Origin of the sequence: Vibrio sp. K4, assembly GCF_051122595.1 — a bacterium.
Lineage (GTDB): Bacteria > Pseudomonadota > Gammaproteobacteria > Enterobacterales > Vibrionaceae > Vibrio > Vibrio owensii.
Window position 1 is genome coordinate 2,136,547 of the sequence record NZ_CP178577.1, and the last position, 19,550, is coordinate 2,156,096.

19 protein-coding genes and 1 tRNA gene are annotated in these 19,550 nt (G+C 43.9%); 3 read left to right on the forward strand and 17 right to left on the reverse strand.

Features of this window, described 5'->3' with window-relative positions:
- Positions 1-143 precede the first annotated feature (143 nt).
- Positions 144-2,159, reverse strand: a complete 2,016-nt coding sequence (locus tag ACLIIY_RS09550; protein ID WP_409593472.1) for a hypothetical protein — start codon at positions 2,157-2,159, stop codon at positions 144-146.
- Positions 2,160-2,292: 133 nt separating this feature from the next.
- On the opposite strand from ACLIIY_RS09550, the gene ACLIIY_RS09555 reads away from it, so the two are divergent.
- Positions 2,293-3,147, forward strand: coding sequence for a helix-turn-helix transcriptional regulator (locus ACLIIY_RS09555; protein WP_408697389.1), 855 nt, complete (start codon positions 2,293-2,295; stop codon positions 3,145-3,147).
- Between the two features lie 398 nt (positions 3,148-3,545).
- Entirely contained in the window at positions 3,546-4,067 is a 522-nt protein-coding gene (locus tag ACLIIY_RS09560) for a helix-turn-helix domain-containing protein (protein WP_434527521.1), read from the forward strand.
- Between the two features lie 308 nt (positions 4,068-4,375).
- On the opposite strand, the gene ACLIIY_RS09565 is transcribed toward ACLIIY_RS09560, so the two are convergent.
- The 6 genes from ACLIIY_RS09565 to ACLIIY_RS09590 all read right to left on the reverse strand — a co-directional run bounded on the left by ACLIIY_RS09565 (position 4,376) and on the right by ACLIIY_RS09590 (position 9,998).
- Positions 4,376-4,768 (reverse strand): hypothetical protein, encoded by a 393-nt coding sequence (locus ACLIIY_RS09565; protein ID WP_434527522.1) that lies wholly within the window; start codon positions 4,766-4,768, stop codon positions 4,376-4,378.
- A 3-nt stretch (positions 4,769-4,771) separates the two neighbouring features.
- Entirely contained in the window at positions 4,772-5,161 is a 390-nt protein-coding gene (locus tag ACLIIY_RS09570; RefSeq protein ID WP_434527523.1) for a hypothetical protein, read from the reverse strand.
- Between the two features lie 77 nt (positions 5,162-5,238).
- Entirely contained in the window at positions 5,239-6,375 is a 1,137-nt protein-coding gene (locus ACLIIY_RS09575) for a tyrosine-type recombinase/integrase (protein ID WP_434527524.1), read from the reverse strand.
- Between the two features lie 83 nt (positions 6,376-6,458).
- Positions 6,459-6,546 (reverse strand) — tRNA-Ser (locus ACLIIY_RS09580).
- Between the two features lie 144 nt (positions 6,547-6,690).
- Entirely contained in the window at positions 6,691-7,140 is a 450-nt protein-coding gene (locus ACLIIY_RS09585; protein ID WP_005441741.1) for an L-alanine exporter AlaE, read from the reverse strand.
- A 437-nt stretch (positions 7,141-7,577) separates the two neighbouring features.
- Positions 7,578-9,998, reverse strand: coding sequence for an ATP-binding protein (locus ACLIIY_RS09590; protein ID WP_434527525.1), 2,421 nt, complete (start codon positions 9,996-9,998; stop codon positions 7,578-7,580).
- 53 nt (positions 9,999-10,051) lie between these two features.
- Between ACLIIY_RS09590 and ACLIIY_RS09595 the strand changes: the two genes are divergently transcribed.
- Positions 10,052-10,663 (forward strand): YecA family protein, encoded by a 612-nt coding sequence (locus ACLIIY_RS09595; RefSeq protein ID WP_020195632.1) that lies wholly within the window; start codon positions 10,052-10,054, stop codon positions 10,661-10,663.
- Between the two features lie 66 nt (positions 10,664-10,729).
- Here the strand turns inward: ACLIIY_RS09595 and ACLIIY_RS09600 are convergent, their stop codons facing one another.
- The 10 genes from ACLIIY_RS09600 to tolR all read right to left on the reverse strand — a co-directional run bounded on the left by ACLIIY_RS09600 (position 10,730) and on the right by tolR (position 19,548).
- A complete protein-coding gene (locus ACLIIY_RS09600; protein ID WP_434527526.1) occupies positions 10,730-11,896 on the reverse strand; it encodes a glutathionylspermidine synthase family protein in 1,167 nt (388 codons plus the stop codon).
- Between the two features lie 5 nt (positions 11,897-11,901).
- A complete protein-coding gene (locus tag ACLIIY_RS09605; protein ID WP_009707073.1) occupies positions 11,902-12,471 on the reverse strand; it encodes a DUF1190 domain-containing protein in 570 nt (189 codons plus the stop codon).
- Between the two features lie 8 nt (positions 12,472-12,479).
- Positions 12,480-12,896, reverse strand: coding sequence for a DUF350 domain-containing protein (locus tag ACLIIY_RS09610; RefSeq protein ID WP_005441732.1), 417 nt, complete (start codon positions 12,894-12,896; stop codon positions 12,480-12,482).
- Positions 12,896-13,939 (reverse strand): potassium channel family protein, encoded by a 1,044-nt coding sequence (locus ACLIIY_RS09615; protein WP_434527527.1) that lies wholly within the window; start codon positions 13,937-13,939, stop codon positions 12,896-12,898. The genes ACLIIY_RS09610 and ACLIIY_RS09615 overlap by 1 nt, the downstream gene beginning before the upstream one ends.
- 131 nt (positions 13,940-14,070) lie before the next feature.
- Entirely contained in the window at positions 14,071-15,132 is a 1,062-nt protein-coding gene (nadA, locus tag ACLIIY_RS09620) for a quinolinate synthase NadA (RefSeq protein ID WP_434527528.1), read from the reverse strand.
- Between the two features lie 243 nt (positions 15,133-15,375).
- The gene (gene ybgF, locus ACLIIY_RS09625; protein WP_020195628.1) at positions 15,376-16,131 is read right to left on the reverse strand and encodes a tol-pal system protein YbgF; all 756 of its coding nucleotides are present in this window, start codon (positions 16,129-16,131) and stop codon (positions 15,376-15,378) included.
- Between the two features lie 15 nt (positions 16,132-16,146).
- A complete protein-coding gene (gene pal, locus ACLIIY_RS09630) occupies positions 16,147-16,668 on the reverse strand; it encodes a peptidoglycan-associated lipoprotein Pal (RefSeq protein ID WP_005441714.1) in 522 nt (173 codons plus the stop codon).
- A gap of 31 nt (positions 16,669-16,699) precedes the next feature.
- Positions 16,700-18,052, reverse strand: a complete 1,353-nt coding sequence (tolB, locus tag ACLIIY_RS09635) for a Tol-Pal system beta propeller repeat protein TolB (RefSeq protein ID WP_005441711.1) — start codon at positions 18,050-18,052, stop codon at positions 16,700-16,702.
- A gap of 13 nt (positions 18,053-18,065) precedes the next feature.
- On the reverse strand, positions 18,066-19,091 hold the full coding sequence (tolA, locus tag ACLIIY_RS09640; RefSeq protein WP_038896330.1) for a cell envelope integrity protein TolA: 1,026 nt from the start codon (positions 19,089-19,091) through the stop codon (positions 18,066-18,068).
- Between the two features lie 13 nt (positions 19,092-19,104).
- Entirely contained in the window at positions 19,105-19,548 is a 444-nt protein-coding gene (gene tolR, locus ACLIIY_RS09645; protein ID WP_005441707.1) for a protein TolR, read from the reverse strand.
- Positions 19,549-19,550 lie beyond the last annotated feature (2 nt).

Here is a 19,550-nt window from a genome sequence, read left to right on the forward strand (position 1 = left end):
CCCAACAAAGAACTGAACACGTTGTATTTAGCCTTTAGTAATGGGGATACTCAAATTCTGCCGAAATTAGAAACACTTCGCTGACTAATATTGTAATAGCATTCATTATACAGAACAACATCCCAATTGGCTGTATCTTTTTTCTAAATACCACGACACAACAAATATTTATTTAACTCGATCGCTCTATCCGACGCTTCAGGTTGTTCGAAAACGAACCCATTTTCTTCTAGCCAGACCCACAATGTGACTAGCTTAGTCAAAGCATCATGGTTTACTTGTTTGGAAAAATTTACAAAGATATCTTCATGACACGTGAGGATCATTGCTCCTAGCCTGCTAACAAATGTAGTCAACAACTCTTCTACTCTATCTTGCTCGGCTGCTATAAAATCTGAAGGAGCATCAATACTAAGCAGCAACCCTGCCCTTTTTAAAACTTCTTGATAGGAATATTGGGGAGTCCATTCTTTCAATAAAGGGGACCAGCTCGTATTCATAAGTACCATAAGAGTATCATTTTTTATTTTGTTGAGTTTCTCTTCAAACGCTCTTGTCTCTTCTGGGGACTGATGAATTATGAAGGCTGAATATTGTTGTGATACTTCCTTTGCTTTCAGACTTCGAGCTTCGAGTAGTTGAACGCGTTCATCAAGTGAATAACTAAGAATATCATTCATAATACGCCACAGCGGCCTTGGTTTAGGTACGTCCTTTGCCTGAAGGCTAATCTGTTCTTCAACTCTCATAAAGAGCATGTTCCGATAACGACCCCAAACATCAGATGAGAGAGCATTTAAAATCACACTTTCGTAATCTTTATTTATATTAACTAGGTGCTCTTTTAGAACCGTTAACTCGTAAATTGTGTTGGATTCATTTATTGCTCTTCGAACGAGCTTAAATTGATGCCTCAGCCCTCGAAGCTCTTTGGCGTGGGATTGGCGAATAGCTTTCTCACGCGTCTGTTGAATCTTATTACTTGCTAAAACGATTGTTTGGTTGACCGTATCAAGAAGCTGCTCTCTTTCATCATTATCTTGCAAGATATACTCAAAACAATCGGCTATGTCGTCAGAGTACATTGTAAGATCCATCTCTGAGAGCGTTTCCAGCCGTGATCTTTCTTGGATCGTTTGAATCAGGGAATGAACACGCTTGAGCGCCCCATGAGACTCACGTTGAGCTTTCTCTTGAATCTGAACTAAAAGGTTGTGTCTCGTTTCTGTTAATTTGCTTTGAATATCAACTGCGTAAGCGGCTTTTCCGTTAGAAAAAACTAAATCATTTAGAGTCACAAGTTGACTCCCATAACTCATTTCAACCTCTAACTCTTTATGTTTCAGCTTAAATTCTGGAAAGTGAACATCAATGTAAAGTTGACCTGACTTAAGACTCTGTTCTTTTGATTCCTCTGAAAAAACAAAAGCGTTACACTGCGCACCAGCTATTTTTTGTTCAAATTCGTCAATATTTATATTTTCAGGGCTAAAATCGAAGAGTGAACCATACATTACATAATAGAATATAGAATCGCTCCAGTTTTCACTAAACAACCAAATTAGGCTGATACCTTCATCTCGGAAGAACTTATCTCTAGCATGAATTGTCTCGGGATCTAACCATCCTTGAATGAGCTCTATCGCAAACCGCCCGCCTGAAACATCTTCAAAATAGATGTCAGGTCTCCTTTTGCCACTAGACTGACGTTGCTCACTAAAAATATACTTTTCCACTTTTATGGAATTTGGGTTAATCGACTCTAATTCCTTTAGGGCTCCAGCAATGAAGTGCTTTGTACGAAAATGCCACTGTGTTTCATGCAACGCTACTTCGGAAAACGTAAACTCTCCTTTGTATTCGCTATGAAAAGGACAATTAATTTCTTCTAGTTCAGGTACGTACTTGTGGTAAAAAGCAGCTCTACCTCCTGCACTTCGTGCTCGGTACTTTACTGGTAATCCACAGTAACCGCATTGAATAAAATCTAGGCCTTCAAAGTTATGAAGTACGATCTGTCTTTTGATGGCTACAGTTCGAATTTCATCAGGAGTTGAACCATACGAAGCTAGAAAATCACTAGCTAATATTGGCCATTCTATCCCTTTAATATCCAGTTCCCACAGACTATTTTTATTTTCGCTGTTTATGTAATTCATAAGCTTGTCCATTTAAAGCTAGCTTTTTGTTACTTTCTTGATCATATTCAATGACAGTCATAATGTGACGCCATCAACGACAGGTAAACACTGATTACATATACACGTAGCATTATTCGACAGGAATTCACAAATGAGTAAGTGGCCATTTAGGTGGGATCTTTTAGCTCGATACAGAATGATCGAGATCGTTGCACTCTGGGAAGGGCGGTTAAACACAGGCCATCTAATGCAGAGTTTTGGGATAGGCCGACAACAAGCTTCAAAGGACATTAATACCTACTTAGCCGATGTGGCACCCAACAACCTTATTTATGACAAGCAATTAAAAGGCTACAAACCCAGTGATAGCTTTGTCCCACAATTGACGAGCGGTCATGCTGATGAATATTTGCACATTCTTGCACGGAGTGAAGATATTACTGTTACATTTGATGAGCTTGATATGGGCTTTGAGAATGTCGCTATGATTCGCCCTGTTACACGTAATATCTCGCCGCAAGTATTGCGTCCACTCGTTCAAGCAATCCGAGAGAAAAAACGTGTCGATATTTGCTACACACCTTTAAAGGATGGCGAAGAAGTTGAGAGAATAATCTCTCCCCACACTCTAGTGTGTACACCTATTCGTTGGCATGTAAGAGCCTATTGTGAGCATGCCGGAGACTATCGAGATTTCGTATTGAGTCGCATTCAAGGGATACCTGATTTAAATGATAGTGCTAGCTTCAAAAAGCAAAGTGACCCTTTGTGGAATAAGAACGTTAATGTTGAATTGGTAGCAGACCAGAGGTTTAGTGAAAAGCAGAAAGCAGTTATCGAGAAAGACTATGCGATGAGCGATGGCGTATTAAAGATCCCAACCAATGCATCTTTGGTTAGATATGTGCTCGACGCCTACAATATTGATATTCATACACAAAAGTCTAATCCACGCGGCCAGCAAATCGTGCTTGGAAACGCAGACGAACTAATGAAGTATTTGTAAAGGCATCAGGATAGAAGAAACTCAGAAACGAAAAAGCCCCAGCATTTCTGCTGGGGCTTTAGAATGTGGCGGTGAGTGAGAGATTCGAACTCTCGATACGTAAAGCTACGCTTTCACCATCACCTAACGGCGATGTGCCGTATATAGGTCAATGACTTATCTGCACTGAGAAAACAAGACTAGCATGTTAGTGTATGTAGTTGTGTGGGCTCATTTTATCGCAAAAACATACATTGTGCTGACTTTTTTAAGCCCACTTTAACCTAGACTCTCTACTCCATCCTAGCAAATGTCTGGATGGTGCTGTCTTTCACATATGGAATTGTGGATACACATAGATGCATGCTGAAGATGTTTGGAGCAGTCCATAGTTTCCTTAATCATAAGGAGCTATAGTTATGCCTAGAAATCAATTTTCTATTACAAAACAAATCATTGAAGCCAATCTAAAAAAGTCACATGGTTTAACTGTTACTGACAAAAGCGTTTTAGTGACGCTTTCCAGTTACTTTGGTACTAGAAACCACAGTAACGTCTACAGCTGTTATCCAAGTCAAGAGCTTATTGCAGAACAAGTTGGATGCACCCGTTCAACAGTAAACAATGCGCTTCGAAAACTTGAGGGACTTGGTTTTATTCGTAGTTCTTATAGAGGTACAAATACATCTAAACTCTACACGTGGCTTGGGGTTCCAAAACTTGAGGAAGAAGAAACAGAAGAACTTAGCCCTACAAATGAGCAAGGTGATACTGTGAGTTCGGAATCGCAAACGGATGAATCAGAGGCTGAAGGTTCTCATACTCTAACTGGCTCTACTACTAATGCAGTCCAGCCACCAAGAGAGCAACCTCAAGCCACCAGCGATTGGTGGGATGATTTTGTGCAAGGAGAATTGGAAGTGGATGAATCACCGTTCTAAGATAGCCTCTTCGGAGGCTTTCTTTTACCCTTGTTTGGAGAAGAAACATCCCTGTTTGCTGAGAGCTCTAACCCTGTATAATGGAAGTTGTCTCACTGTATGCTCGGGCAACACAAACATACTAAGGAACATACTATCTATCCTACTATTTATCACACTAAATACTTAAGTGAGACACTGAAAAAAGTGATAGATTGAAAAAATAAATATCGACTTCCCCCTTTCAGTGAATCCTTATCCTCTCAGTGGATAAGCATGGTAAACGGACAAATCCTCTATCCATATATACATTAAAGTTCAACTTTCACTTACTTGATACCTTGGCACATTTTACTACCCAGCACTTTTAGTGCATATCCTGAACGTTTCTCTCCACTAACATTTGCGAGACCACCAATGACCCCGTCACCAAAACCTATAGAGTAAAAAAGAGCTAATTGTGCACTAACGTCATTAAAGCCTAATTCTTTTCTCTTACCCTCAATTTTGGTTATAAGTAGGTCATAGTAACCGTAGCTCTCTGGTAAAAGAGCTTCGGCCCCAGCGCATTTAGCCGCCATCGAAATCCAAGGGTCAGATACATACATTTCGACTTGTTTTGTATACTTTCCGACTGACTCAATGAACACATCAGATTGCGCTCTGAGTTGCACTGAAAACACTAACACAACAATGAAGACCAAAGACTTAATTTTGCCCACAAGTCAGCTCCATAACCACATTACAAGAAGAGCGCCAATTGTGAACGTCACCTGTATAAGTGCTATGTTTTGAACAGATAAATATACGTACTTCCAGAATTCATTTTCTATACGCTCTGGGTTCTTAGCACCATAAACACGGTCAGAAACCTGAACTATACAAAAAATACAATAAATGGCTTGAGCTATACCAACACTACCTTGGCTTAGCATCCAATCTCCTGAGCCATCGTTGAGAAGCAAAAAGGAAATTTTCTGTACAAATTTAAAACCAACGACCATCAAAATAGCCGCGGTGATGAATGCTACTAGCTTCCACCACTTAGTTAAGTTTGTCTCAAAGCCTACCTTTAGAGAAGGAGCACTTCCCGTCTTTGATAACGTTGATTTCAATTTAAATGTCCTCATGATTTTAACGCATGGGCGAATGTAAACTCATCAATGTTATTCAGCAATAGTCCTCAAAAAAATCAGGATAAACCTACGTCCAGCATGCGCAAAGCCATTAATCTATTTTGGTACGAGAATCCGGACAAATATGTTTTACCTGTAGTTAACTTACCTACACTATGCCCCATCAGTGAACCTATCAACTCCTCTTTCACTCCTTCATTGAATAGCTCTGTAATCACGTAGTGACGTAGAGAGTGAAATGATACCTCTCTGATATCTAAAGACTTTAGAAGCACTGAGAAGTACTTGCTAGGCTTTCCTGCATAACCATTCTGTTTACTGTATGGAAGAGTGAATAGATGTTCATTCTTTCCTTTACCTGCTACCAACTCATTTAATAAATTCAGTAAAGGAGTGGTAATGGGCAAGACTCGCTTACTCGATGAGTTCTTTAGTTTTTTATCATCATTATCATCATTTATGCTCAATGTTGGTTCACCTCCTAACTGAACATCACATACCCTCAACTGCGCTATCTCATTGAGCCTACAGCCTGTTAGAGCCGCTATGCGAGGAAGATAATACTTCCACTCATCTTTGCTCTTTTTATAGCACTGTGTGGCTTTCAGTAGCTTTCCAAGCTCTTGCTTGGTTATAGCTCGCTTAGGTCTAACTGGTGTCTTTTCGACTGCTACTTTAAACCAATCTTGTTCTACTTTATGACCAACTCTCCCGAAACAACTAGACAGCAATCTAAGCTTCTTCTTCATAGTAGTAAGGCTACAAGTTTGGGTTTTCTTCCATAGGTCAATGTGTGACTGTCTGACACTAGCTAATGTCGTTGATTGGCTGAGAGAGTTAACAAAACTATTCCAACAATTTCTGTATTCTGTTTGGCTTTTGATACTGAGGTCTGTTAGATGATTTGAGATATCAATGCTATGAAGCAGTAGAATTTTCTTTGACTCCGAGCCTTTGAAATCACTGTAGATTGACTTGATATCTTCTAAAGTTGGTTGGGTAATTTGCTGTATGCGAATTGCTATTTCTGACGCGAGCTTAACCGCTTGGAGGTAGTCCCTTGTTTTCAGACTCAATGTTGGCTGGTGGTGCTTACCATTAACTCTGAGATTCCAGCGGAACGCAAAAACGCCCGTCCTACTGGTAATAAGGTAAAGTGATTTTCTAGAAGATAGCCTTTGATTCGATAACATGTGTTAGCTCCAGTGTGGGCTAGCGTTACCTCAATAAGCCTTAAAAACGAAAAAAGGCCTGATAAATCAGACCTCTTAGAATGTGGCGGTGAGTGAGAGATTCGAACTCTCGATACGTTGCCGTATACACACTTTCCAGGCGTGCTCCTTCAGCCACTCGGACAACTCACCGAATCAAATTGTGGTTAGCATCATTGGCTAACGAGGCGCTAATTTAATGATTATGTGCCTGATGGTCAAGGCTAAACACGAAAAAAAGCGCCCTTTTGCGTTTGTTTGCTCACTATCTAGCTAAATTGCATAAAACAGGGGCAATTATGCTTCTTGATAGTAACCAGGAACGCGGAACCAGCGGCGGCACTGATCGAGGAAGTAACCGTAAAGTACACCCATACCACAAGACACAACTGCGTTACTCGCTACTGCCGTGATGATTTGGTCAGTAGACGCGCCTACAGCTAACAAAATGCCCGCGTAGACTGGAGATTGGAACAATACGTACGCCACCAAGTCAGACACGTTCTTCATAAACGAAGAAGGTGACAGTTTGTTACCTTGGCGCAATACCCAATCACGGAACATACCGTAAGGCCATGCAATCGCGATGTTTACCGGGATAGACAATGTGCGTGATGCTAAAGACTGCTCAAACGTCATACCCGAAATCAAGATCTCGATAATCATCCCTGTGATAAAACAAAAAACCACCATAGCAAAAGTATCCGCTGCGGCATTGCGAATACAAAATGGTCCACGAGACTTCATTTACAACCTCTAAAATCAAATACCAATAAAAACGACATCTATAAAATCATTTACTGCATTTAAAACCACATAGCAGTCAATGGCGCTATTAGACCATAAGATTTTCAGTTTATGATTCCGTTTTTAATTATCAGTTGTAAATTAATAACCAACTTTAAGATTAAAAGTAGCAGCTTTCACCATAATCAGTGAAAACCGCCTTAAATCGACCTAAAATGAAGTTTAAAAACGTAATTTATTTACCAATAAACGACTTGGCTCGCGCAAAAACACAAAAAACCAGAGGAATATCTGGTAAGTGAATTTCAAAAAGATCAGCTTATGCTACTTGGGAGAGTAAATTCAGAGTAAACGCAAAGTTTGTAGAGTTAGGAAGATGGAAAGAAGCTAAAAGTAGTGCAGGCAAACGCCCGCACCACTTTGTCGAAATGAATAGACTATTGATCTGCGAGCAACATAGTCAGTTTGTCGATATCTTCTTGTTCAGGAGCGAGCGCTTTACTTAAATAACCCTCGATACGCTGGATAACCTTGTTTAGCTCGTCTGAGACTGTTGGCTGTACACTCTCAAAAATATGAGAGAGCGTTGACATTGCCTGTTCCAAATTGTCGTCATCTAGCGCCATATAGAAGTTCAGCAGTAGTGCCTCTGCGTTTTGTGGCTTGGGCTGCTCGGCACCCTTCTTATCTTGATACTGATAAAGCATTGAAGCGTATCGGTACAACGCATCATCAAGCTCAGATTCAACAATAGGCTTAGCAATAATATGGTTGGCCCCCACGTCAAGCATGCGCTCTTGTGTCTCTTTGAATACATCGGCAGTACAGCCAAAGATCAGCACAGAACTTGCTGGCGTATCCATAGAGCGAATCACTGCAATGGCTCCCACTCCGTCGAGCACTGGCATGTGGTTATCCATTAAGACCAAATCGAACTCTTGCTTCGTTACCTGCTCCACCGCTTGCTGCCCGTTCTCGACACAAACACACACAAAGCCTTTCGAACGTAAGAAGGTCTCCATAATGATGGTATTGGTGCGGTTATCTTCTACGATAAGTGCGCGTAACCCTTGGCAATCGAGTTTATGTGTATTGGTTGATTCCAAAACACCCGCTTCACACGGATTAAGTTCCAGTTCGACAACAAACTTGGTGCCAATGCACTCTTGGCTTTGTACTGTAATCCCTCCGCCCATGTGTTCAGAAATTTGCTTCACAATCGCAAGCCCCAAACCTGTGCCGCCAAAACGTCTAGTTGTAGAGGACTCTGCTTGTTCAAACGGTCTGAAAATGCGCTTTTGCGCGTCTGGATTGATGCCGATACCGGTATCTTTCACACTGATGGTCAGCTTGGTTTTGTCATTTTTTACATGCTCTGCCAACTCAACTTCGACAAAGCCTCGGTCTGTGAATTTCACAGCGTTGTTGAGCAAGTTAAATAACACTTGGCGCAAACGTGCTTTGTCATTGTTGTACCAACGACCTTCCGGCACATTTGAAATAATGCGGAATTGCAGACCTTTTTCAGCGCATAAGGTGTGATAAACACTGTTGATACTGCCGAGAATCGATTCAATTGGGAAAGGTGTGTTATCCAGCTCAATGTGCCCCTGCTCAATCTTCGAATAATCAAGGATCTCATTGAGCAATGTCATCATATGATCGCCTGAATCATACAAGGTGTTGAGATGCTTTCTTTGTTCATCCGTCAGTTGGGTCTTCAACAAGATTTGGGCGGTTCCCAACACGCCATTCATCGGTGTTCGAATTTCATGAGACAAAGTTGCTAGGAAAGCCGTTTTCGCATTGGTGGACGCTTGGGCTTTTACTCTCTCACGCTCAAGGTAAATGGTTTTCTCGTTGAACTTGGTGATCAGATGGCCAATCTCGTCTTCGCTGTCATAGGCAATATCGATGATGCCCCCAGTTTTGGAGTCATCCACCTTCTGAGCAATACGTACGATGGGCTCAACGATGTATCGGTTTAACAGGTAGTAACCCACCAGAACACACAGTAGCAAAAATGGGATGATGCCGGTCTCGACACTCATTACCTGATTGAAGACTTGATCAGATACTTTGACTTTCGCGTTGACCACGTCCATGCGCCAATCAAAACCACCAAAGCCTAACTGACTAATGTAAATGTCTTTGGTGAGGTGGAAGTTATGCTCAATAACAACTTGGTCATCAGCATCACGAATCACAACGCCCAATGAGTATTGGTTAGTATGCTCACGGATGAACTGGAATAACGCCTCTAAAGATAAATCTACGGTTGCGACACCAGCAAAAACGCCATCTTTATAATAAGGCGCTGAAGCGGTGATCATCTGTACCTGAGTGAAGGTATCGATATACACGCCAGACCAACTGACTGAACCTGCAGGCTGGTTTACTACAGATTGGTACCAAGGCTCATTATCGTAGCCTCCGGATTCTGGATTGTTGTAGGAGTGAATTTGATCAAGACTGCCGTTTTCATTCTTATTGAAAAACAAGCTCGTGTATTGCCAGCGTTCATCTTTAAGTATCGGTTTTGGCCATAAACCACCACTCACAATGATGTCGTCACTGACTGCGAGTAATTGTGGGATGGTATCTTGAAGTGAAATACTTGGTGTTGGCGTCTGCCCTAACCCCACTAAGCTATTTAAGAGTCCAACCGAACTCGTCAGAGGCCCTTCTATCTGCGAGGCAAGCAATTGGGTACGCAGATCCAGATTACGTTCGAGTTTTTCGCGCACTGGAGGCTCGACCACAAGGTACACAACAGAACCAATGGTCGCGATGAAAAAGCACAAATAAAGCGTTAGGGCGAGAATGCTTTTTTTTCTGAGTGACGAACGAATTTCCATAGATGTAGACGAATCATTCCCTAATATCGATTTATCAATAATTGATTGGTAATATGAGCGCAACCAACCAGCCCATTAACAAATGGTATTCTATTTTGAAACTACAAGACATCCTTTCTCTTCCAGAACTTGATGGAAAACTACTAAACCTAGCGAAAACTCAAGGCTTTGTAACGTCTATGGCGTGTGCGCCAAACGTGTTGAATCCTCAAGAGTGGCTGCCATTCCTATGGGGCGGTGAAGAAACTGCACCTTTCTCTGATGGTGAGCAACTAGAACAGTACATCGATGAAATCGTTCAAATGTGGAACCAAACTCGCCCTGCACTTCTAGAAGGTGCGTGGCAATGGCCTGAAGGTTGTGAGTTGGATGATCAAGATATCGTGTCAGCAAACACTCGCGATTTCTGTGAAGGTGTACTTCAAGGCTGGCAAATTACTCGTGATGATTGGGAAAACTTAATGCCTGCAGATAGCGAAGACAGTGCTCTACTAGGTGGTGTTCTGCTTTCTCTCACTATGCTTTACGATCCAGAAACGACGATCGCAACACTTGCAGAACAAGGTATGGAAGGTCTTGAGCAGTTTGAAGAAATCTTCAATGCAATGCCGATGATGCTCGGCGGCCTGACTCAACGCGGTGTTATGCTAGCAGAAGAAGAGTAAACGCTCTGCTCAGTAAAACAGGCGACATACAATGAAAAAGCTCTCCAAACCGGAGAGCTTTTTTGATCAATCAAGAATAACGTGAGGAATGTAGCGCGCCATATCTTGAGTCACTAAACTGCTGTCTTCTCGAATCGAAATCCCCGCAGCTTTGTCATTCACGAGCCAACTGCCAATGAGCGTATGGCTTTGGCCAAATTTGGGTAGCGGATGATATTGCTGAACGATGTTTTGACTCGATTCGTACGGCCCAGGAGTTTTCACTAAACGCTGTCCATTTTTAACGATCTCTATGTTCGCGCCTTCGCGAGAAAACAGTGGCTTAATGACATAGTCTTTCAGACTGCTCGCTTTTGGATCGTTGGCAAAATACGCAGGCAGGAGATTAGGATGATTTGGAAAACGCTCCCAAAGTAGCGGCAATAGAGCTTTGTTGGACAGAATTGATTTCCACATCGGCTCTAACCAGTTTACGCTGGATGTTGCTAAATACTTGCTGTATTCCTCTTCGAACATAAATTCCCAAGGATAGAGTTTAAACATCCAGCGAATCGCTCGGTCATCAGCATCCACAAACTGTCCGTCTTCTGTTACGCCAATGTCTTCAACAAAAACAAATGCGGTTGCTAGCCCTGCCTCACGTGCGCAATCCTCCAGATATTGCACTGTGCCCTTGTCTTCTTCGGTGTATTTACAGCAACTAAAGTGCAGAGTTTGTCCCGGTTGCAGTTTGGCGATCTCAGCAAAGCGCTCAATAAGGAAATCTTGCAGAATATTAAACTGATCCGCACTTTGGTGGATGCGGCCTTTGTTGACGATATCTTCTAGCCACACCCACTGCCAAAAGCCAGTCTCAAACAATGACGTTGGCGTATCTGCATTGTTTTCTAATAGCTTTGCTGGAGAGGAACCGTTGTACGCAAAGTCCATTCTCGAATAGAGAGAAGGCTCTCTTCGCTGCCAAGAAGAAGCAACTTGTGACCACATGGCCTCAGGAATGGCGCATTGAGTCAGTAATCGCTCACTTCTGACCACTTGATCCACGATTTCTAGGCACATTTGATGAAGCTCCTCGGTTGGCGCTTCAATATCTTGCTCTATTTGCGAAAGGGAAAACTGATAGTAAGCACTTTCATCCCAGTAGGGTTGGTCATACATTGAATGAAAGCCAAAACCAAACTGGCGTGCCAATTCACGCCAGTTTTCTCTTTCTTGTATTTCTCGTCGAAACATCGTTGTTAACCGCCACGACTCACAGACACCGCTTTACCAAATCCGCCTCGGGACATAGCACGGCCAATCGTACCGCCGCCTCGCTTGTTTAGGTTACTTGTCGCGACTTTGGTGGATTGATTACGGTAAGAACCGTAGAACTGCCCTGCACCGTTGTAATACTTAGACTTGTAGCGATACATCGGCTCTGAGTAATAGCTTTTGTTGTATCCACTCAAACCACTCACTGCACGGCTGAAAAAGTACCCACCCACAAACGGTACGTAAGAACGATGGCGTGAGCTGTAATAACAATCGTCTTCATAGAAATCGTCTTCACATTCGAACTCATTGTTATAGCGCGGTGCGTTTTCTTCCGCTCTAGCCATCGCTTCTTGGTAAGCGATTTCACATTGCTCGCTGAACTCTGGCGCGTCCGATTTACATTCATCCGCATCGGCATAGATATAACCTTCGGTTTTCGACTCATGCGTTGCCAGAAAAAAGATACCGCCAAAAGCGACAAATGGGATGATTCGTCCGACTTTAAAGCTTTTGTCCATTGAAGAACGTTTGACGTTAGAACTGCGTTTCATCGCTCCTCCTAATACGTCATACAAGCCGCGTTCAGCACGCCGACAGATACCGAAACTGCAGCCAGAACAATGCCGGCTGGTACTTCATCGTTCTCAATACGCTCTGAGACTTTTGGTAAAAGAATGAAGCGCACAATACCGAATGCGATGATCTGCGCAAGCATGGCTACAACGCCCCACACCATAAAATCGACGATGTTAACTGAGTTAGTCGCAGCACCTGCAATCGCAAGGCAGTAGCCTAGAAAAGCACCGCTTAATGCAACGGCAGCGGCAGTGTTCTTTTCTTCTTTGATCAAATGCCACTCATCGTATGGAGTCAGTTTGACGTAGATGAATTTGAACGCCAGTACGAAAATAATCGACACCGAAAAATAGAGAAGAAAGTTAGGGAAACCTGCCAACAGGTCGGCAATCATATGCATTATTTGTCCTTGTTCATGTCTGTCCAAGCGAAATCATCAATTCGCTCGTCGGCAATATAAAACAGTTTGGTGTTTGGCGGCACTTGAGCGCTAAGTTCAGGGTTTAGCTCAATACCACTGCCAAGATCGAAGGCGATCAACGTCGCTTGATGATGCTTCTTAATAAAACCAAAGATCGTTTCAACATTCGTGGTTGGTTGATCGTCAGGGTAAATCACAGAGTACTGAGTCATACCGCGTGTCGAAGCGAGTAACTCTTGGTGCAATGCACTGGAACCCGGATCCACTGCCGCTTTAGCAAGCATCTCGGCACCGACTGCAGGAATACACTCCGCTTTCGGACAGTGCTGACTAAGTAAGCGACCCAAAGCATCATCTTTAAAATAGGCAAGCAAGTGTGCATCAGGATTCACAGAGGCACAATACAAGGCGGCTGAGAGGGTAATATCATCGGTGAGATTATCAACAATGATACAGTTGGCTCCAATGATATTGGCGTTCTTCATCTCTTGCGCGTCGGTGTAACTGTTCACCTTGATAAAACCAATCTCACCCGGTAATGGGTTTTCAATGTCTGAACGGCTACACAAAACGATTGGACGTTTGCCGTGCTCTTCATGTTGCAACATACGGATCAGATGCATGGTACGTGCGCCATTCCAACCCAGTAATACGATATGGTTTTCCACTCTTACTCTCCGTTTCCCTAGTATGCCTGCTCGCCAATAATCAATAGCACCGCCCGCCACTCGTCCCAAAATGGCAGCAAATAAACTCAAACCACCCGGGATAATAAACAACACCACAACCCACTTACCCATATCACTTGAGGGTGATAAGTCGCCATAACCAACCGTTGATGCGGTCACCATGAGGTAGTAAATGAAGTTTGAGAGGTTATCAGTCAGAGCATGCTCTCCGGCGAGAGTTAGCAACGACCATGAGATGGCAATGTATGCGCCACTAATAACGAGTAGGTTTCGGTTGCTCAATTTGAAAAGGTGAGCACTAAACCACTTTTTCAGTACTAGCCATACAGCCATAAGTGTCCGATTCCTTTCTGATTGCTATAACTAAATACTAACCTATTGATTGTAAGAAACAAAAAAACCAGCCATATTCGGCTGGTTTTTGAGATTTGTCTTAACAAACCGCAGTTTAAATAACGGAATGACTAAGCGTTACCTTTCACCTGCATGTTCAACTGCTCAGCAAAATCTAGCATGCGGTTCAGTGGGATAAGTGATTTCACACGTAGTGCTTCATCAACGAAGATTTCGTGCTCTGCACCACCTTCATTCAATGCTTTTTCAATCGCTTTAAGGCCGTTCATCGCCATCCAAGGACAGTGTGCACAGCTGCGACATGTCGCGCCCGCGCCCGCCGTTGGTGCTTCAATCAATTCTTTCTCTGGCACTAGCTGCTGCATCTTGAAGAAGATACCTTTGTCAGTCGCAACGATCATTTGTTGATGAGGAAGCTCTTTCGCTGCCTTAATTAGCTGACTCGTAGAACCAACCGCATCGGCTAGTTCAACCACACTCGCTGGAGACTCTGGGTGCACTAGGATTGCCGCGTCTGGGTAGACACTCTTCATCTTGCGTAGCGCATCTGCAGAGAACTCATCGTGAACCACACACTCACCTTGCCATAGCAACATGTCTGCGCCAGTTTTGTTTGCGATGTAAGAACCTAAGTGACGGTCAGGGCCCCAGATGATTGGCTTATCTTCTGCGTCTAGGTGTTCAACAATCTCTAGAGCGATACTAGAAGTCACCACCCAATCTGCGCGCGCTTTTACCGCTGCAGATGTGTTTGCGTAAACCACAACCGTGTGGTCTGGGTGCGCATCACAGAACTCGCTGAACTTATCCGCAGGACAACCAAGATCAAGTGAACATTCTGCTTCTAGCGTTGGCATTAGAATGCGCTTTTCTGGTGTCAGGATCTTCGCAGACTCACCCATAAAGCGAACACCACCAATGATCAGCGTACTTGCTGGATGACGGTTACCAAACTTTGCCATTTCTAGCGAATCACCAACAAAACCGCCGGTCTCTTCAGCCAAAGCTTGGATCTCAGGATCGGTATAGTAGTGAGCGATAAGTACCGCGTCTTTTTCTTTAAGCAGCTTTTTGATTCGCTCGATGTAATCGGCTTTTTCTTCTTGGCTTAATGGGGTTGGTTTTGGTGGGAATGGGTAAACTGTGTCGATTTTATCTAATATGTGGCTCATTGCTCTTGCTCTACGCAACTTCCTTTAATCCGAGTATTGTAACCTTGTTGATTTTCAAAAACCAACCCGTAACCGGAATTTATAGCAGTCTAGCCGTATATCTTTGTTGTAAGTAACAATTCTAATTGTTGCTCATGAACATTCGTTGCATGAATCATTCTTCTTTTAAAGTCGTAAAGCCAATGCAAAGAAAAAGGGAACCGAGGCTCCCTTTTTAATCATCTTGATATTACTTTGGTGTCGTTACTTCAGCTTAGAGCTTGCAACTTTCGCCGAGGCGCTGCCTGGGTACTCGTCTACTACTTGCTGATAGTATTTCTTCGCTTGTGCGTCGTTGTTGTTACGCTCAGCGATATCACCTAGTTTAACCAACGCATCTGCACGCTTGTTGGAATCTTTGTAAGAAACCACGGCAGCAAAGCTCTTCACTGCATCTTTGTCCTGCTTCTTCGCGAAGTACAACTGACCTAGCCAGTAATGTGAGTTCGCTGAATATGTTGAATCAGGATAGTCCTTTTGGAACTGTTGGAAGGCAGCGATAGCACCGGTGTAGTCGCGTTTTTTAAGGATTAAATCCACCGCGTCTTGGTAAGCCGTTTGTTCATCGGCATTCGATGTGTACTTACCGCCAGTTTCCGCTGGTTTGGTTTCTTTAACAGGTGCGGCTTTCATTTCGCCACGCACTCGATCAAGCTCCACAAACAACTCACGTTGACGCTTAAGCATTTGCTGCATCTCGTAGTTGTTGCGCTCTAATTGACCACGTAGATCACTGATCTCTTGTGCCATTTGGTCAACTTGTTCTTGCATTTGAAGCTGAACGCGGTTGCGGTTTTGCAACAAGCGCTCTAAACGCTCGATGTCGCTTTCGGAAGAAGATCGAGTAGATACTGATGATGTGCTGTTGAGATCTGATACTGGAGCTGGTGCAGCGAACGCGAAGTTCGCTGCACTTGCCAGTAACGTAAGCGTAACAGCGCGCTTAGTGTTACTGAACATGAGGTTTACCTCGAATTAGTATACTAGAACCGCACGACGGTTCTTAGCGTAAACATCTTCAGATTGACCTAGAAGAAGTGGCTTCTCTTCACCGTAGCTAACGATAGAGATTTGATCAGCTTGAACACCTAGTGCTTGTAGGTAGTTTGATACTGCTTCTGCACGACGCTCACCTAGAGCGATGTTGTACTCAGGAGTACCGCGCTCATCTGCGTGACCTTCGATCGTTACTTTAAGAGCAGGGTTCTTGCTTAGGTAAGAAGCGTGAGCTGCTAGCATCTCTTCGTAATCACCAGCAATTGTTGAGTTATCAAATGCGAAGTAGATTGTTTGAGTTTCACGTAGCGCTTGCTCTTTTAGCTCTTGCTCTGTTAGCTGGCTGTTTGGATCGATCGGAGTAACGACTGTTGTTTCTGCAGCACCAGTGTTTGTCTCAGCACCCGTGTTAGAAGCAGCGTCATCGCTTGAGCTACATGCTGTCATAGCCATCACAGGAATCGCGATTAGTAGCCCTTTTAGAACCTTGTTCAGTTGCATCTTATTTTCCTTTATTAATCAATTTTTCTTACTACAAAAACGGTGACCACGCGGGAGCTCTTACACGCCCATTAGTTGCCGGTAATCTAGCTTTAAATCGACCATCAATTGACACCATCGATAGTACGTTTTTCTTGTTGTAAATCGAGCTGTAGATAACCATGCCACCATTTGGGGCAATGCTCGGAGACTCATCAAGCAACGTTTTTGTTAGCACCTGAAGAGCACCTGTTTCCAAATCTTGTTTGGCCAAGTTGAAACCCGAATCACTGCGATTCACCATGACTAGGAATCGGCCGTCAGGAGTGATTTGACCACCCAAGTTTTGACTGCCTTGCCAAGTCAAGCGATTAGTCGAACCGCTGCCCAAATCTACTTTATAAATCTGAGGTTTACCACCCCTGTCAGATGTGAAAATCAGCGATTTGCCATCAGGGTGCCAGTATGGTTCTGTATTATTTGATCTGCCACGCGTAATTTGTGTCAATTTGCGTGTTTTTAGATCCAAAGTGTAAACCTGAAGCGAACCAGTCTTAGAAAGCACAAGGGCTAACTGGCTGCCGTCCGGCGAGAATCTTGGCGCACCATTGTGACGAGGGTATGACGTTACCTTCTCGCGTTCACCGGTGTAGATGTTCATGATGAAGATCTCAGCCTGACCATTCTGGAAACTTACGTAAGCCAGTTTCTGACCATCTGGAGACCATGCCGGAGACATAAGCGGTTGCTTAGACTGAAGCACTAGGCGCTCGTTGTAGCCATCATAATCCGCAACGCGAAGTTGGTAAGGGAAGTTATCTTTATCGTTCACCACCACATAAGCGATACGTGTCATAAACGCACCACGCTCACCCGTTAATTGCTCGTAGACAAGGTCAGAGATACGGTGCGCGTACTCACGCATGCGTGGGCCTTCAACCGTAGCCACTTTGTTGAACAGAACATGATCTTTAGAAAGTACCAGCTCGCCGTCGCCACCAAGTGCTTTGCTATTGCCGCCAGTCAATTGACCACGAACAACGTCAACCAATTGGTAGTTCACAACATAGTTGCCCTGTTCGTTCTTTTTGATTGAACCAGTAAGCAGCGCATCAACCCCAAGGCCTGTCCACGCATCAAAGTTAACCTCTGATTCGTTGAATGGTGTTTGTGGCATCTTGCTGGTCGGTACCGGGCTGAACTTACCACTGCGTTGCAAGTCTGAAGCAATCACAGCAGAGATATCAGTTGGAAGAGGTTCACTGCCTTCCCATTTAAATGGAACAACAGCAATTGGTCGTGCTGAGTCAATACCATCGGTAATGACTAGCTCTAATGCAGCGTGAGCCACACTTGTTAGACTGCCAAGCAGTACAAACATTCCTAGTAAAAGGCGTTTAATCACGTCTCAGTTCCTTTTAGTCCAAAGCAACAGTTAAGTTGATGTCTTTCAATTTTTCGTTGACCGCTTCTTCTGACGATTTAGGGAAAGTCCCTACCTGCGCAATCGCACTCTTCGCAGCCGCACATACTCGGGCGTCGCCGTCTAATATGGTCACGCCAGCAACCATCATGTCTGTCCCTGTTGGGATCAGTTTGATGTTTACCCTACACTCCTTTCCCAGCAGGTAATCATCCTTAATCAGCCTTTGCTGAATGTTCTGAGTATAGATGGATGACATACGAGAAAGTTCATCGTCAATGAATTGGTTACGAGCCGCACTGTTTTGGCTTGCCTCGCTTTCAAGGCCTGCAAAAATATCATCCAGTGCAGCTTCTTGCTCTTTACGCTCACGCTCTAATCGCTCAAGACGCTCTTTCTCTTGGCGTGCCTTTTCTGCAGCCTCTTTAGCAGCCTTTTCTTTCGCGATGCGTTCTTGCTCGGCTTTCGCAGCGGCTTCACGTTCACGTTTCGCTTTTTCTTCAGCTTCTTTCGCTGCTTTCTCTCGCGCTACACGTTCTTGTTCCGCTTTTGCGGCCGCTTCTTCTTTGGCTTTACGCTCTTGTTCGGCTTTCGCTGCTCGCTCTTTCTCTTTGCGAACACGCTCTTCCTCAACTTTGCGTTCTTGTTCTTTCTTCTTGCGAGCAGCTTCGGCTTCACGAGCGGCTTTGGCGTCTTTTGCCTGCTGCTCTTTTAGCTTACGAATCTGTTCTTCTTCAGCTTTGCGGTTTTTCTCAAGCTGCTCAGCTTCACGTCTCAATTTATCTAGACGATCTTGCTCTTTCTTCGCGGCTTTTTCGCGTTGCTGACGAATCTCGTTCGCTTGTTTCTGAACAAGTTTTGGATCAATCACCACAGCCTGAACCATCTGGCCTGTCGGCTCTGGTTTCGACATAGTGAAGTCCGTCCCCCAAAGTAGAGCCACGACTAATAGCGCGTGCAAACCAACCGATATTGCTATCGGCTTGGTGTACTCTTTGGATTTTTTCTTGTTATCTTTCATAGATGTTCGATGTCTATTCCCTGATATCGGTCATCAGACCCACTTTTGGGATGCCTGCACGACTTAACTCGTCAAGCAAAAGTACAACGTCGGCGTATGGCGTCGCTGCATCACCACCTACCGCAACAGGTGAATCAGGTTTGATCTCACGCTCGGCTTTCACGCGAACAATCACGTCTTGTAGTGATAGACCGCGTTGAACCTCTTCATCATTCACGCTTAAGCCTAAATTGCCGTCACGATCGATTTCAATGATGATGAAACTGCTGTCTGTATCACCAGCCAAGTCTTGCATAGATTCAGCCGTTGATGTCTGTGGAAGATCCACATCCACACCTTGAGTGACAAATGGAGCGGTCGCCATAAAAATGATCAGCAGAACGAGCATCACGTCGATGTATGGTACGACGTTGATCTCTGCAGTCATTTTACGCTTTTTAGGTTGGTAACCCGCCATGC

Bases quoted from the DNA above. Each gene is read 5' to 3' on its own strand.
- ybgF (WP_020195628.1), bottom strand. From the start codon at position 16,131: ATGTTCAGTAACACTAAGCGCGCTGTTACGCTTACGTTACTGGCAAGT.
- tolR (WP_005441707.1), bottom strand. From the start codon at position 19,548: ATGGCGGGTTACCAACCTAAAAAGCGTAAAATGACTGCAGAGATCAAC.
- ACLIIY_RS09575 (WP_434527524.1), bottom strand. From the start codon at position 6,375: ATGTTATCGAATCAAAGGCTATCTTCTAGAAAATCACTTTACCTTATT.
- nadA (WP_434527528.1), bottom strand. From the start codon at position 15,132: ATGAGCCACATATTAGATAAAATCGACACAGTTTACCCATTCCCACCA.
- ACLIIY_RS09600 (WP_434527526.1), bottom strand. From the start codon at position 11,896: ATGTTTCGACGAGAAATACAAGAAAGAGAAAACTGGCGTGAATTGGCA.
- ACLIIY_RS09605 (WP_009707073.1), bottom strand. From the start codon at position 12,471: ATGAAACGCAGTTCTAACGTCAAACGTTCTTCAATGGACAAAAGCTTT.
- ACLIIY_RS09610 (WP_005441732.1), bottom strand. From the start codon at position 12,896: ATGCATATGATTGCCGACCTGTTGGCAGGTTTCCCTAACTTTCTTCTC.
- ACLIIY_RS09595 (WP_020195632.1), top strand. From the start codon at position 10,052: ATGAGCGCAACCAACCAGCCCATTAACAAATGGTATTCTATTTTGAAA.
- tolA (WP_038896330.1), bottom strand. From the start codon at position 19,091: ATGAAAGATAACAAGAAAAAATCCAAAGAGTACACCAAGCCGATAGCA.
- ACLIIY_RS09555 (WP_408697389.1), top strand. From the start codon at position 2,293: ATGAGTAAGTGGCCATTTAGGTGGGATCTTTTAGCTCGATACAGAATG.
- ACLIIY_RS09585 (WP_005441741.1), bottom strand. From the start codon at position 7,140: ATGAAGTCTCGTGGACCATTTTGTATTCGCAATGCCGCAGCGGATACT.
- pal (WP_005441714.1), bottom strand. From the start codon at position 16,668: ATGCAACTGAACAAGGTTCTAAAAGGGCTACTAATCGCGATTCCTGTG.
- ACLIIY_RS09615 (WP_434527527.1), bottom strand. From the start codon at position 13,939: ATGGCTGTATGGCTAGTACTGAAAAAGTGGTTTAGTGCTCACCTTTTC.
- ACLIIY_RS09560 (WP_434527521.1), top strand. From the start codon at position 3,546: ATGCCTAGAAATCAATTTTCTATTACAAAACAAATCATTGAAGCCAAT.
- ACLIIY_RS09550 (WP_409593472.1), bottom strand. From the start codon at position 2,159: ATGAATTACATAAACAGCGAAAATAAAAATAGTCTGTGGGAACTGGAT.
- ACLIIY_RS09590 (WP_434527525.1), bottom strand. From the start codon at position 9,998: ATGGAAATTCGTTCGTCACTCAGAAAAAAAAGCATTCTCGCCCTAACG.